This is a genomic window from Streptomyces sp. NPDC006711 (genome assembly GCF_042869775.1).
GTDB lineage: Bacteria > Actinomycetota > Actinomycetes > Streptomycetales > Streptomycetaceae > Streptomyces.
Genome location: NZ_JBIAGO010000015.1, coordinates 36,842 through 50,883 on the forward strand (window position 1 = coordinate 36,842; position 14,042 = coordinate 50,883).

Annotated in this window: 12 protein-coding genes; 3 read left to right on the forward strand and 9 right to left on the reverse strand. The window is 70.6% G+C overall.

Translation table 11 applies throughout. The annotated features are described in order from the left end of the window. Positions 1–84: 84 nt before the first annotated feature. On the reverse strand, positions 85–1,716 hold the full coding sequence (gene pruA, locus ACFYM2_RS25745) for an L-glutamate gamma-semialdehyde dehydrogenase (RefSeq protein ID WP_359000524.1): 1,632 nt from the start codon (positions 1,714–1,716) through the stop codon (positions 85–87). Between the two features lie 66 nt (positions 1,717–1,782). After that, complete coding sequence (locus tag ACFYM2_RS25750) at positions 1,783–2,709, reverse strand: proline dehydrogenase family protein (RefSeq protein ID WP_359000527.1); 927 nt, start codon at positions 2,707–2,709, stop codon at positions 1,783–1,785. Between the two features lie 204 nt (positions 2,710–2,913). On the opposite strand from ACFYM2_RS25750, the gene ACFYM2_RS25755 reads away from it, so the two are divergent. Next, the gene (locus tag ACFYM2_RS25755; protein WP_359000528.1) at positions 2,914–4,083 is read left to right on the forward strand and encodes a helix-turn-helix domain-containing protein; all 1,170 of its coding nucleotides are present in this window, start codon (positions 2,914–2,916) and stop codon (positions 4,081–4,083) included. Between the two features lie 64 nt (positions 4,084–4,147). Here the strand turns inward: ACFYM2_RS25755 and ACFYM2_RS25760 are convergent, their stop codons facing one another. Next, the gene (locus ACFYM2_RS25760; protein ID WP_359000531.1) at positions 4,148–4,741 is read right to left on the reverse strand and encodes a short chain dehydrogenase; all 594 of its coding nucleotides are present in this window, start codon (positions 4,739–4,741) and stop codon (positions 4,148–4,150) included. Then, on the reverse strand, positions 4,738–5,199 hold the full coding sequence (locus tag ACFYM2_RS25765; protein ID WP_388839495.1) for a nuclear transport factor 2 family protein: 462 nt from the start codon (positions 5,197–5,199) through the stop codon (positions 4,738–4,740). The genes ACFYM2_RS25760 and ACFYM2_RS25765 overlap by 4 nt, the downstream gene beginning before the upstream one ends. Positions 5,200–5,304: 105 nt before the next feature. Between ACFYM2_RS25765 and ACFYM2_RS25770 the strand changes: the two genes are divergently transcribed. Next, positions 5,305–6,228: a LysR family transcriptional regulator gene (locus ACFYM2_RS25770; RefSeq protein WP_388839498.1), complete on the forward strand. Its 924-nt coding sequence runs from the start codon at positions 5,305–5,307 to the stop codon at positions 6,226–6,228. Between the two features lie 274 nt (positions 6,229–6,502). Beyond that, complete coding sequence (locus tag ACFYM2_RS25775; protein ID WP_388459395.1) at positions 6,503–7,636, forward strand: FAD-dependent oxidoreductase; 1,134 nt, start codon at positions 6,503–6,505, stop codon at positions 7,634–7,636. Between the two features lie 101 nt (positions 7,637–7,737). Here ACFYM2_RS25775 and ACFYM2_RS25780 read toward each other — a convergent pair whose 3' ends face one another. The 5 genes from ACFYM2_RS25780 to ACFYM2_RS25800 all read right to left on the reverse strand — a co-directional run bounded on the left by ACFYM2_RS25780 (position 7,738) and on the right by ACFYM2_RS25800 (position 14,020). Next, positions 7,738–8,337 carry a TetR/AcrR family transcriptional regulator gene (locus ACFYM2_RS25780; RefSeq protein WP_388459394.1) on the reverse strand — a complete coding sequence of 200 codons (600 nt, stop codon included), beginning with the start codon at positions 8,335–8,337 and terminating at the stop codon, positions 7,738–7,740. A gap of 103 nt (positions 8,338–8,440) precedes the next feature. Beyond that, complete coding sequence (serA, locus tag ACFYM2_RS25785) at positions 8,441–10,033, reverse strand: phosphoglycerate dehydrogenase (RefSeq protein ID WP_359000543.1); 1,593 nt, start codon at positions 10,031–10,033, stop codon at positions 8,441–8,443. 454 nt (positions 10,034–10,487) lie between these two features. Continuing rightward, positions 10,488–11,489: a ketol-acid reductoisomerase gene (ilvC, locus tag ACFYM2_RS25790; protein ID WP_359000546.1), complete on the reverse strand. Its 1,002-nt coding sequence runs from the start codon at positions 11,487–11,489 to the stop codon at positions 10,488–10,490. 108 nt (positions 11,490–11,597) lie between these two features. Next, on the reverse strand, positions 11,598–12,125 hold the full coding sequence (ilvN, locus tag ACFYM2_RS25795) for an acetolactate synthase small subunit (protein ID WP_100577584.1): 528 nt from the start codon (positions 12,123–12,125) through the stop codon (positions 11,598–11,600). A 26-nt stretch (positions 12,126–12,151) separates the two neighbouring features. Next, on the reverse strand, positions 12,152–14,020 hold the full coding sequence (locus ACFYM2_RS25800) for an acetolactate synthase large subunit (protein WP_359000550.1): 1,869 nt from the start codon (positions 14,018–14,020) through the stop codon (positions 12,152–12,154). Positions 14,021–14,042 lie beyond the last annotated feature (22 nt).

The following is a 14,042-nucleotide window of genomic DNA, read 5'->3' on the forward strand; positions in this document are numbered from 1 at the left end:
CTGGAGATCCGAGGCCCATGCAAACCGCCCCCGTCCTCGGTTGGGGGACCAAGGACGGGGGCGGGGATGGGGTGCGACTACGGGTCAGCCCATGTGCGGGTAGGTGTAGTCGGTCGGCGGGACCAGCGTCTCCTTGATGGCGCGGGTCAGCGTCCAGCGCATCAGGTTCTGCGGGGCGCCCGCCTTGTCGTTGGTGCCGGACGCGCGGCCGCCGCCGAAGGGCTGCTGGCCGACGACGGCGCCGGTCGACTTGTCGTTGATGTAGAAGTTGCCCGCCGCGTAGCGGAGCTTGTCCATCGTGTACGCGGCCGCCGCGCGGTCGTTGGAGATGACGGCGCCGGTCAGGGCGTAGTCGGAGGCCGACTCCATCTGCTCCAGCATCTCGTCGTACTTGGCGTCGTCGTAGACGTGCACGGCGAGGATCGGGCCGAAGTACTCGGTCGTGAAGACCTCGTTGGCCGGGTCCGTGCACTCGATGACGGTCGGGCGCACGAAGTAGCCCACCGAGTCGTCGTAGGTGCCGCCCGCGACGATCGTGCAGGAGGCGTCGGCCTTCGCGCGGTCGATCGCGGCCTTGTTCTTGGCGAAGGAGCGCTCGTCGATGACCGCGCCGATGAAGTTCGACAGGTCGGTGACGTCACCCATGGTGATGCCGTCGACCTCGGCCGCGAACTCCTCCTTGAAGCCGTCGTTCCAGATGGACGCCGGGACGTAGGCGCGCGAGGACGCGGAGCACTTCTGACCCTGGTACTCGAAGGAGCCACGGGTCAGGGCGGTCTTCAGGACCGCGCGGTCGGCGCTGGGGTGCGCGACGACGAAGTCCTTGCCGCCGGTCTCGCCGACCAGACGCGGGTAGGTGCGGTACTTCTCGATGTTGGTGCCGACCGTCTTCCACAGGTGCTGGAAGGTCTTGGTGGAACCCGTGAAGTGGATGCCCGCGAGGTCGCGGTGGTTCAGGGCGACCTCGGAGACGGCCAGGCCGTCTCCGGTGACGAGGTTGATGACGCCCTTGGGCAGCCCCGCCTCCTCCAGGAGCCGCATGAGCAGCACGGCGGCGTGGGTCTGCGTCGGGGACGGCTTCCACACCACGACGTTGCCCATCAGGGCCGGGGCGGTCGGCAGGTTGCCCGCGATGGCCGTGAAGTTGAACGGCGTGATCGCGTACACGAAGCCTTCGAGCGGGCGGTGGTCCATGCGGTTCCACACGCCCGGGGAGTTCGCCGGGGGCTGCTCGGCGAGCAGGTTGCGCGCGTAGTGCACGTTGAAGCGCCAGAAGTCGACGAGCTCGCAGGGGGTGTCGATCTCGGCCTGCTGCGCGGTCTTGGACTGGCCCAGCATGGTGGAGGCGGCCAGCGTCTCGCGCCAGGGGCCCGACAGGAGCTCGGCGGCGCGCAGGATGATCGCGGCGCGGTCGTCGAAGGACATCGCGCGCCAGGCCGGGGCGGCGGCGAGGGCGGCGTCGATGGCGTCCTTGGCGTCCTGCTCGGTGGCGTTGGCGTAGGTGCCGATGACCGCCTTGTGGTTGTGCGGCTGCACCACGTCGAAGCGCTCACCGCCGCCCATCCGCTTCTCGCCGTTGATGGTCATCGGCAGGTCGACGGGGTTCTCGGCCAGCTCCTTGAGCTTGGCTTCCAGACGGGCGCGCTCCGGGGAACCAGGGGCGTAGCCGTGCACCGGCTCGTTGACCGGGGTGGGGACCTGGGTCACAGCGTCCATGAGTTCCTTGACTCCTTTGTGAGGGGTGTTCGGGCGACCGGAGGGTTCTTGGGGCCTGTCCGACATCTAGTTCTTTGTGATCATCGAGCGGACGAAGAAGAGCAGGTTGGCCGGCTTCTCCGCGAGGCGCCGCATGAAGTAGCCGTACCAGTCGGTGCCGTACGCGGTGTAGACACGCATCCGGTGGCCCTCGGCGGCGAGCCGCAGGTGCTCCTCGCTGCGGATCCCGTAGAGCATCTGGAACTCGTACTCATCCAGCTTGCGCCCCGCACGCCGCGCGAGCTCCTGTCCGATGGCTATCAGACGCGGGTCGTGGGACCCGATCATCGGGTAGCCATCGCCCTCCATCAGGATCTTCAGGATGCGGACGTACGCCTTGTCGGTCTCGCTCTTGTTCTGGTAGGCGACCTCGGCGGGCTCCTTGTAGGCGCCCTTCACGATACGCACCCGGCTGCCCGCGGCGGCAAGGCGGCGGGCGTCGGCCTCGGTGCGGAAGAGGTAGGCCTGGATGACGCAGCCGGTCTCCGGGAAGTCCTTGCGCAGCTCCTCGTGGATGGCGAACATCGAGTCGAGGGTGGTGTGGTCCTCGGCGTCCAGGGTGACCGTGGTGCCGATCGCGGCGGCGGCCTCGACGACCGGGCGCACATTGGCCAGGGCCAGCTCGTGGCCGCCTTCGAGTGCCTGGCCGAACATGGAGAGCTTCACGGACATCTCGGCCTTGGGGCCGTGGCCGAGCTCCTTGAGCCGTTCGATGAGCTCCAGGTAGGCGTCGCGCGCGTGGGCGGCCTGCTCGGGGGTGGTGATGTCCTCGCCCACCACGTCCAGGGTCAGCTCAAGGCCCTTGGCGACGGTCTCCTCGATGATCGGCACGACCTGCCCGACCGTCTCACCGGGGATGAACCGGTTCACCACGGGCTTGGTCATCGGGGCAGCCGAAACAAGCCTGCGCATCTTGTCGCTGCGCGACGCGGCGAGGATCACGGGACCCAGCACGGGGCACCTCCACGGAAAGAAACAGGGCGGGGCCGCGACCAGGGCCGGAGGGCCCACAGGGCGCCTTCCCGGCGTGCCGGCGACGGCACGGAGAACCACCGTGAAACCTAAGGATCTCCACGATCCTCTGCCATCGACAGCTGTCACGCATCCGTGGTCCCGATCTCATACATCTGTCTGAAGCAGCGCGCGCGATGAGCGAGAATGGCTCCCGTGAAGGGCGATTACCAGGATCTGGTCGATGAAATCTCGGCGCTGCTCGGCGCTCCAGCGACGCTGGAGAACCGGGATTTCGGGCTGATCGCCTTCGGCGCGCACGACTCCGACAGCGGTTTCGGCGAGCTCACACTCGACCCGGTGCGCACCCGCTCCATCCTGACCAGGAAGTCCACCCCGGCCGTCCGCGCCTGGTTCGAGGGGTTCGGCATCACCCGCGCCACCGCCCCCGTCCGCATCCCGGCCGCGCCCGACGCCGGGGTCCTGCGCGCCCGCATCTGTCTTCCGGTACGCCACCGGGGCGTCGCGCTCGGATACGTCTGGCTGCTCGACGACGAGCCGGGGCCCGGCGAGGACAAGCTGGCCGCCGCGATGGAGGTGGCCGCGCGGATCGGGGTGCTGCTCGCGGACGAGGCACAGGCGGGCGCCGACCTCTCGCGCGAGTTCCGGGCGGCCCTGACCGCCGAGCGCGGCTGGCAGCGCGACACCGCGACGGCCGCCCTGACGGCGGCGCTCGGGCCCGACGCCGAGGGCCTGCACGCCCTGGTGTGTGTCGCGCCCTGGGGTGCGGGCGATGCCCCTTCGGCGCGTACGGTGCCGGGCGCGGCAGCGGTGTGCGCGCTGCCGTGGGACGTGGCCGCACGGGACGGCGGGCAGTGGCTGGCCGCGCTGGTGCGGCTGCGCTCGGCGGACGCGCTCGCCCCGGCGAGGACGGCGGCGGAGCGGCTGCGCGGCGAGGCGGGGGCCGACGCGGCGGCCGGGGTGGCGCCGGCCCGCAGGGGCCTGGCCGACCTCGCCCTGTCCTGCCGCGAGGCAACCTCCGCCGTGCGCGCGGCACTTGCCGAGCCCCGGCTCGGGCCGGTCGCCCAGTGGTCGGCGATCGGACCGTACCGGATGCTGACCGCGCTGCCCCCCGCCCACGAGCAGGACCCGGCGGTGCGCGCGCTGTTGACCGCGTCGCACGCCGAACTCGCCCACACCGCCGAGGTGTTCCTCGACTGCGCGGGCCAGGCGGGCCGCGCGGCGGCCGCGCTCGGCATCCACCGCCAGACCCTCTACTACCGCCTCTCGCGCGTCGAGCACCTGACCGGCCTCGACCTGGACCAGGGCGAGGACCGGCTGCTGCTGCACATGGCCCTGAAGGCCGCCCGGCTCTGAGCCGCCGCAGGTCCCGCGATGGGCCGCGCGCCGCACCCGCGAGATATGCCGACGCTCCGGCCGGTCAGCGGGGCGAAGGGGTCAAGGTGCGTCCCCGCGTCTGTCCCATGACCACCTCGACGTAGGCGTGGGCGACGTCTCTCACCGGCGTGCCTCCCTTGGGGTCCATGCCCAGCTCTTCGAGCGTCTCCTGCACCCATCCCGGGCTGACGGCGTTCACTCTCAGCCCGCGGGGCATCTCGATGGCCGCGGCCCGGACGAACGCCTCCAGTCCGGCGTTGACCAGAGCGCCGAACGAGCTGCCCGGCGTGGGCTCCTGAAAGGTACCGCTGGTGAGGGTGATGGACCCCCCGTCCCTGACGTGATCCACTGCCCGGCGGACCAACGCCACCTGCCCCAGCAGTTTGCCTTTCAGGCCGAGAGTGAATGCGTCGTCCGAAGGAGACGAGAGGGGGGTCAGCCGACCGCCGGCCGCACAGCAGATGACCGCGTCCACGGTGCCGACGGAGCCGAAAAGGGCGTCAATGGAGGCCGGTATTTCCAGGTCGACCCGCGTGCTGGCGTCGCGTGAAGCCCGTATCACCTCATGCTCGGTGGCCAGCGCGTCCGCGACCGCGCGGCCGATGGTGCCGGTCGCCCCGATCACGAGGATCTTCATGCCGATTCCTTCTGTCCACGGGCGAGGCGGGCCGGAAGGGGGGCCAACGGGAAGTTGGCCCAGACGTAGGTGTCCATCTGGTGTTGGTCTCCGCTGAGGTTGTCCACTCGGTCGACCTGGCCGTCGGCGTCGAAGTGCCACACCAGCGCCCACATCGTGTCGACTCGGCCCACGCCCTGGGTCGTCCAGCCTCGGTGGACGTCCACGACGTACTCGCCGTCGCCGCCGAGGAATACGGCTTCGGCCTGGAAGCCCGCCTTGCCGAGCTGGTCGAAGAAGCTGACCACTTCGTCGACTCCGTGTTTGGTCCCTGACAACGGGTGGTGGCCCGGAATGGTCCACTCGATGTCCGGAGCCAGGACCGCGCTCATCGCCGTGACGTCGTGGGCGGCGTAGGCGGAGAAGAAGCGGTTGATGGCCTCGATCTTCGGTTGGGGCACGGCTTCACTCGTCGTCATCCGGATGCTCTCCGCAGGTTCGGTACCGGGCCGTCCCGGTCGCGTGGTCAACGCTCTCGCCGGCCCACCGCCGTCGTCCAATACCTGCTTCCATAACCTGGCGGCATGGATGTCGACACCCGCTTGTTGCGGTACTTCGCCACGGTGGTCGAGGAAGGCAACCTCACCCGGGCCGCCGGACGGCTCTACCTCTCCCAGCCCGCGCTGACGAAACAGATACGGCGGCTGGAAGCCCAGCTGGGAGTGGACCTGTTCATCCGTTCCCGTGCGGGCATGACCCCCACCGAGGCCGGTGAGGCTCTGGCCGCCCACGCCGGCGCCGTGCTGACCGCTTGGGAGAACGCGCTGCGCGTCACCCGGGCAGCCACGGCCCGGGCCGCACGGGCGCTACGGGTCGGCTTCGTGGCCAGCGCCGCCAACGAGCACACCCAGCTGATCATCGCCGACTTCGCCCGACGGCGCCCCGGCTGGCGGGTCCAGATGCGACAGACCGAGTGGACCGACCCCACCGCCGGACTGGCCACCGGCGACGTCGACGTGGCGCTGCTGCGCCTGCCAGTGCCCGCGCAGGGCGACTTCGACGTCGAGGTGCTGCTGACCGAGCCGCGCTGGATCGCCCTGCCCGCAGGGCATCGCCTCGCGGGCGACGATCGGATCCGGTTCCGGGATCTGTACGACGAACCCTTCGTGGCGACCCCCGCCGAGTCGGGGGAATGGCGCGACTACTGGCTCGCGACCGATGAGCGCGAGGGGCACCCGGTGCGCATCGGCGCGGTCGCGCACCACCCCGATGAATGGCTCAACGCGATCGCCCACGGCCAGGGCGTCAGCCTCACCCCCGAGGCGACCGCCCGCTTCTACCAGCGCCCGGACATCGTCTACCGGCCCGTTACGGGCGTCAGCCCCAGCCGGATCGCCGTCGCCAGACCCCGTACCCCACGGGACGACGCCGTCGACGCCTTCGTCCGCAGCTGCCGTGCCGTATGCGCGGACGGCAGCCCCGCGGGGGGCCTGACCATGGACAGGTGATCGAGACCGGGCCGGCATCACCCCTTCACGTTCAGTACGGGCAGCGAGCAGGCACGGATTCGCGGAACCTGAGGCCGCCTATGGGCGCCGGTCGGTGCCGGCCGGCGTCCGTAGGCGGGTTGTCGGTGGTCTGTCGGCGGGCGCCGCGACATTGGTGTCCGCCGGCCCCGCACCCGTGGCGCCGGCTCCCAGCACCGCACCGGCCCCCCGGTTCGGCGCGCCCGGCCCGGTGGGCCAGGCGCCCGGCGGCGGCCCACGATCCGAAGGAAGTCCCATGCTCACCGACGTCACGATCATCGGCGCCGGGCTCGGCGGCCTCACGCTCGCCCGCGTCCTGCACGTCCACGGAATAACGTCCACGGTCTACGAGGCCGAGCCGTCGCCGACCTCGCGCTCCCAGGGCGGGATGCTCGACATCCACGACTACAACGGCCAACTCGCCTTGGAAGAGGCGCGGTTGATGGACGGCTTCCATGAGCTCGTCCTGGAAGGCCGCCAAGCGATGCGCGTGCTCGACCCGGACGGCACCGTCCTGTACGACAAGGCCGACGACGGCACCGGCGGCCGCCCCGAGGTGCAGCGCGGCGACCTGCGGCAGCTTCTGCTCGACTCGCTCCCGGCCGGCACGGTGCGCTGGGGCCGCAAGGTCCGCGCCACCCGCACTCTCGGCGACGGGCGGCACGAGGTCACCTTCGACGACGGCGCGAGCGTCGTCACTGGCCTCCTGGTCGGCGCGGACGGCGCGTGGTCGCGGGTGCGGCCGCTGCTGTCATCGGCCACCCCCGCGTACACCGGCAGGTCCGTCATCGAGACCTATCTCTTCGACGCCAAGGCCCGCCACCCGGCCACGGCAGCCGCGGTCGGCGACGGATCGATGATCGCCACCAAGCCGACCAGGGAGATCTTCGCCCACCGGGAGAAGGACGACACCCTGCACGCCTATGTGGGGGTGATCGAACCTCAGGAGTGGTTCAGCGACATCGACTTCACCGACGCCGCGGGCGCCGCCGCACGCATCGCGCGGGAATTCGACGACTGGGCCCCCGAGCTCACCGCGCTGATCACCGAGAGCGACGTCCCGCCGGTCCTGCGCCACCTCCACGCCCTGCCGACCGGGCACCGCTGGGACCGGGTGCCGGGCGTGACCCTGATCGGCGACGCCGCGCATCTGGCCGCGCCGAACGGCGAGGGAGCCAACCTGGCCATGCTGGACGGCGCCGAACTGGGCAGGGCGCTGGCCGGGCACCCCGGCGACGTCGAGACGGCGCTCGCCGCCTACGAGCGGGTCATGTTCCCCCGCAGCGCGCGGGCGGCCGCCCTGGAGGGGGGCGAGGAGCTGGGGCCCGACTCGGGCGACCCCACCCCGCACGACCTGATCGCCACGCTCACCGGCTCCGATGCGTCCTGAGCGCACGGGCACGGGACCACGAGGGCCATGGTTCAGGACGGGCCCGATCACGGGACCGCGAGGGCCACGGTTCAGGACGGACCCGGGCGCGAGGCCACGGCTCAGGCCGGGCCCGGGTCCTGCTCGCCGTCGGTCCCCATGACGATCTTCAAGCCCTCGGTGAGGTCGCGGGCCGAGGGAGCCGTCGCCGGGTCGACCATCCACTGGACCATCACCCCGGCGAGCAGCGCCTGGTAGAAGGTTCCGGCCAGGCGCGCCCGCTCGGGGTCGGCGTCCTGGTCGAGGCCGAGGAGGCTTTCCGCGAGCCCCTTGCGGCCCTCCAACTGCGGGCCCGCCAGGGCCTTTTGGAGGTCGGGGTCGCTGTCGAGCCGGGAGACGATCTCCATCTGGAGCTTCCAGACGGGCCGGCTCTCCTCACAGGAGTCGATGATCTTGGCCCAGACCCGCTCGAAGCGCTCCAGCGGAGGCAGACCCTCGACGCTCTCGTCGCCCTCGCGGCCCTCCCCCAGCGCGTCGCCCCACTCCTCGGTCAGCTTCAGGAAGGCCAGGTTGAGCAGCGCTTCCTTGGAGCCGTAGTGGTAGCCGATGGAGGCCAGATTGGTGCCGGACTCGGCCACGATGTCGCGGGCGGTGGTGCGGGCGTATCCCTTGTCCAGCAGGCAGCGCTTGGCGCCTTCGAGCAGATCGTCGCGGTGTCCCATGACAGCAGCGTACCCGCCCCACAGACATCCGTCTAAGACAAGCGTCTACGGGATGTGCGGGGGCCGGGTACGGCGCTGGGTACGGGGACTGTGGGCGTGCGGGTCAGTCGGTGAGGTTCACCGAGCGGGCCGAGTTGGCGCCGATCTCGGCCGCGACCTCGGCCAGCACGTTCCCCGGGATGGTGTCATCGACGGTCAGCACGGCAAGCGCCTCGCCGCCCTCCTCCGCGCGGGCCACCTGCATGCCCGCGATGTTGAGCCCCGCCTCGCCCAGGACCCGGCCGACGGTGCCGACGATGCCGGGGCGGTCCTCGTAACGGAGCACGATCATGTGGTCGGCGAGCGCCAGGTCCACGTCGAAATCGCCGATGGCCACGACCTTCTGGAGGTGCTTGGGGCCGGCCAGGGTGCCGGAGACGGAGATCTCCTCGCCGTCCGACAGGGTGCCGCGCACGGTCACCACGTTGCGGTGGTTGGGGGACTCGCTCGACGTCGTCAGACGCACCTCGACGCCGCGCTCCTGCGCGAACAGCGGCGCGTTGACATAGGAGACCGTCTCGTCCACCACGTCCTCGAACACGCCCTTGAGCGCGCTGAGTTCGAGGACCTTGACGTCGTGCTGGGTCAGCTCGCCGTAGACCTCGACGTCCAGGCGGACCGCGACCTCGCCGGCGAGCGCGGTGAAGATGCGGCCAAGGCGCTCGGCGAGCGGCAGGCCCGGCTTGACGTCCTCGGCGATCACTCCGCCCTGGACGTTGACCGCGTCGGGCACCAACTCGCCCGCGAGCGCGAGGCGTACGGACTTGGCGACGGCGATGCCGGCCTTCTCCTGGGCCTCGTCGGTGGACGCGCCCAGGTGCGGGGTGCAGACGACCTGGTCGAGCTCGAACAGCGGGGAGTCCACGCAGGGCTCCTTCGCGTACACGTCGAGACCGGCGCCGGCGACGCGGCCCTCCTTGAGGGCGGAGTACAGCGCGGCCTCGTCCACGATGCCGCCGCGCGCGGCGTTCACGATCCGCACGTGCGGCTGCACCTTGTGCAGCGCCTCGTCGCCGATCAGGCCCAGCGTCTCGGGCGTCTTGGGCAGGTGCACGGTGATGAAGTCGGAGACTTCGAGCAGTTCGTCGAGGGAGAGGAGCTTGACGCCCATCTGCGCGGCGCGGGCCGGCTGCACATAGGGGTCGTACGCCACGATCTTCATGCCGAAGGCGGACATGCGCTGGGCGACCAGGACACCGATGCGGCCGAGGCCGACGACGCCGAGGGTCTTCTCGCTCAGCTCGACGCCGGTGTACTTGCTCCGCTTCCACTCGCCGTTCTTCAGGGCGGTGTTGGCCTGCGGGATGTTGCGCGCGGTGGCCACCAGGAGACCGCAGGCGAGCTCAGCGGCGGTGACGATGTTGGAGGTCGGGGCGTTCACGACCATCACGCCGGCCTTGGTGGCGGCGGACACGTCCACGTTGTCCAGGCCCACGCCGGCGCGGGCGACGACGCGCAGCTTGCGGGCGGCGGCCACGGCCTCCGCGTCGACCTTGGTGGCGGAGCGGATCAGGATCGCGTCGACGTCGGCGATGGCGGGCAGCAGTTCGGCGCGGTCGGCTCCGTTGCAGTGCCGGATCTCGAAGTCCGGGCCGAGGGCGTCGACGGTGGCGGGCGACAGCTCTTCAGCGATGAGTACGACAGGTTTCGAGCTCACGTGGGTCCTCACTGAATCCTTTGCGGACGGCCGTTCCGACGGCCGCAGGCGGTGGAGTGGCCGCGTGGAAGACGCACGACGCTGTGGGCCTGACGCGTTGGTGTTGCTGGAAAGTGTAGTGCCGGTTCCCCATCGGGTTTGTGCCGTTGCGGCAGGATCACCCGATGGGGGTTGGACTCGGTGTCCACAGCTGTCGCGACGGGTCGCGACGGGCGGCGGGGGGGGGGCCCCCCACCGGGCCCCGCCCCCCCCCCCCCCCCGGGCCCCCCCCCCGGGGGGCCCCCCCCCCAAAACCACCCCCCCCCCCCCCCCCGGGGGGGCCGGGGGGGGGGGGGGGGGGGGGGGGGGGGGGCCCGGGGGGGGGGGGGGGGGGGGGGGCCCCGGGGGGGGGGGGGGGGGGGGGGGGGGGGGGGGGGGGGGCCCGCCGGGGGGGCCGGCCCCCGCCGGCGCCGGCTTACGCCTCGTCGTTCTGCACCCAGCTCATGAGCTTGCGCAGCTCCTTGCCGGTGGTCTCCAGGAGGTGGTTCTCGTCCTGGGTCTTGTACTCGTTGTACTTCTTCAGACCGCCGTGGTACTCGTCCATCCAGTTCTTGGCGAACGTGCCGTCCTGGATCTCCGCGAGGACCTTCTTCATCTCGGCCTTGGTGTCGGCCGTGATGATGCGCGGGCCGGTGACGTAGTCGCCCCACTCGGCGGTCTCCGAGATCGACCAGCGCATCTTCTCCAGGCCGCCCTCGTACATGAGGTCCACGATGAGCTTCAGCTCGTGCAGGCACTCGAAGTAGGCGATCTCCGGCTGGTAGCCGGCCTCGGTCAGCGTCTCGAAGCCCGCCTTGACCAGCGCCGCGGTGCCACCGCACAGCACGGCCTGCTCGCCGAACAGGTCGGTCTCGGTCTCCTCGGTGAACGTCGTCTTGATGACGCCCGCGCGGGTGCCGCCGATGCCCTTGGCGTACGAGAGCGCCAGCGCCAGGCCGTTGCCCTGCGGGTCCTGCTCGACGGCGACGATGCACGGAACGCCGCGGCCCTCCTCGTACTGGCGGCGCACCAGGTGGCCCGGGCCCTTGGGCGCGACCATCGCGACGGTCACATTGGCCGGCGGCTTGATGAAACCGAAGCGGATGTTGAGGCCGTGGCCGAAGAACAGCGCGTCGCCGTCCTTCAGGTTGTCCTTGATGGACTCCTCGTAGACCTGGGCCTGGATCGGGTCCGGGACCAGGATCATGATGACGTCGGCCTCGGCGGCCGCCTCGGACGGCGTGACCACGCGCAGGCCCTGCTCCTCGGCCTTCGCCTTGGACTTGGAGCCCTCGTGCAGGCCGACGCGGACGTCGACACCCGAGTCACGGAGCGACAGCGCGTGGGCGTGGCCCTGGCTGCCGTACCCGATCACCGCGACCTTGCGGCCCTGGATGATGGACAGGTCGGCATCGTCGTCGTAGAACAGCTCGGCCACTGGGAAATCTCCTTGGTGTGCTGGTGTTGCGTCCACCGTATCGGTGGGGGTGAGTGAGGAACGGGCGAGTCTCGCCATACGGGCGCACCGGGCCCCGCGCGGCGGGACTCAGGCGCTGCGGTCCAGGGCGCGCAGCGAGCGGTCCGTGATGGACCGGGCACCGCGCCCTATGGCGATCGTGCCGGACTGCACGAGCTCCTTGATGCCGAACTGCTCCAGCATCTTCAGCATCGCCTCCAGCTTGTCCGCGCCGCCGGTGGCCTCGATGGTCACGGCCTCGGGCGAGACGTCCACGGTCTTGGCGCGGAACAGCTGGACGATCTCGACGATCTGGGAGCGCGTTTCGTTGTCGGCACGCACCTTCACCAGGACGAGCTCGCGCTGGATCGCGGCGCTGGGCTCGAGTTCGACGATCTTCAGGACGTTGACCAGCTTGTTGAGCTGCTTGGTGACCTGTTCGAGAGGCAGGTCCTCGACACTGACCACAATGGTGATGCGGGAGATGTCGGGGTGTTCGGTGACACCGACCGCGAGCGAGTCGATGTTGAAGCCGCGGCGGGAGAACAGGGCGGCGATCCGGGCCAGGATGCCGGGGGTGTTCTCGACCAGGACCGAGAGCGTGTGCTTGGTGGACATGAGCCTCTTACCTCTTCCTACAGCTCTCAGTCGTCTTCGTTGTCGCCGAAGTCGGGGCGGACGCCCCGGGCGGCCATGACCTCGTCGTTGGAGGTGCCGGCGGCGACCATCGGCCACACCTGCGCGTCCTCGTGGACGATGAAGTCGATCACGACGGGCCGGTCGTTGATCGAGTTGGCCTCCTCGATGACCTTGTCCAGGTCCTCGGGGCGCTCGCAGCGGATCGCGTGGCAGCCCATCGCCTCGGACAGCTTGACGAAGTCCGGGACGCGGGTGCCGCCGCTGGGCCTGCCCTCCTCGGCGATGCCGTCACCGGGGCCTGAGTGCAGCACGGTGTTGGAGTAGCGCTGGTTGTAGAACAGGGTCTGCCACTGGCGGACCATGCCGAGGGCGCCGTTGTTGATGATGGCGACCTTGATCGGGATGTTGTTGAGCGCGCAGGTGGTCAGTTCCTGATTGGTCATCTGGAAGCAGCCGTCGCCGTCGATCGCCCAGACCATGCGGTCGGGCTGCCCTGCCTTGGCGCCCATGGCGGCGGGGATCGCGTAGCCCATGGTTCCGGCGCCGCCGGAGTTGAGCCAGGTGGCGGGCAGTTCGTAATTCACGAAGTGGGCGGCCCACATCTGGTGCTGGCCGACGCCGGCCGCGTAGATGGTGTCCGCGTCCGCGAGTTCGCCGATGCGCTGGATGACGCGCTGGGGGGAGAGCGTGCCGTCGTCCGGCTCGTCGTAACCGAGCGGGTAGGTCTCGCGCCAGCGGTTGAGGTCCTTCCACCAGGCGCTGTAGTCGCCCTTGTGGCCCTCGGAGTACTCCGCCTGGACGGCCTGGACCAGATCGGCGATGACCTCGCGCGCGTCGCCCACGATCGGGACGTCGACCTCGCGGTTCTTGCCGATCTCGGCGGGGTCGATGTCCGCGTGGATGACCTTGGCCAGCGGCGCGAAGCTGTCCAGCTTGCCGGTGACGCGGTCGTCGAAGCGGGTGCCGAGCGCGATGAGCAGGTCCGACTTCTGGAGCGCGGTGACGGCGGTGACCGCACCGTGCATGCCGGGCATTCCCACGTGCAGCGGGTGGCTGTCGGGGAAGGCGCCGAGCGCCATCAGGGTGGTGGTGACGGGCGCTCCGGTCAGCTCCGCGAGGACCTTCAGCTCGGCGGTCGCACCGGACTTCAGGACGCCGCCGCCGACGTAGAGGACCGGGCGCTTGGCCGACACGATCAGCTTGGCGGCCTCGCGGATCTGCTTGGCGTGCGGCTTGGTGACGGGGCGGTAGCCGGGCAGATCGGTGTGCGGGGGCCAGGAGAAGGTGGTCTTCGCCTGGAGGGCGTCCTTGGCGATGTCCACCAGGACCGGGCCGGGGCGGCCGGTGGAGGCGATGTGGAACGCCTCGGCGATGGTGCGCGGGATGTCCTCGGCCTTGGTGACCAGGAAGTTGTGCTTGGTGATCGGCATCGTGATGCCGACGATGTCCGCCTCCTGGAAGGCGTCCGTGCCGATCGCCTTGGAGGAGACCTGGCCGGTGATCGCGACCAGCGGCACCGAGTCCATGTGGGCGTCGGCGATCGGGGTGACCAGGTTCGTGGCGCCGGGCCCCGAGGTCGCCATGCACACGCCGACCTTCCCCGTGGCCTGGGCGTAACCGGTGGCCGCGTGGCCCGCGCCCTGCTCGTGGCGGACCAGGACGTGGCGGACCCGCGTGGAGTCCATCATCGGGTCGTACGCCGGCAGGATCGCGCCGCCGGGGATGCCGAACACGACCTCGGCCCCGACTTCCTCGAGAGAGCGGATGAGGGACTTCGCGCCCGTGACGTGCTCAACGGTCGCGGACTGGGGTCCGCCGTTACGGGGCCGCGGCTGCGGATGGTGGGCCCCGGTGGCCTGCTCGGTCATCGGCATTCTCTTCTCGAAGCTGAGGGTT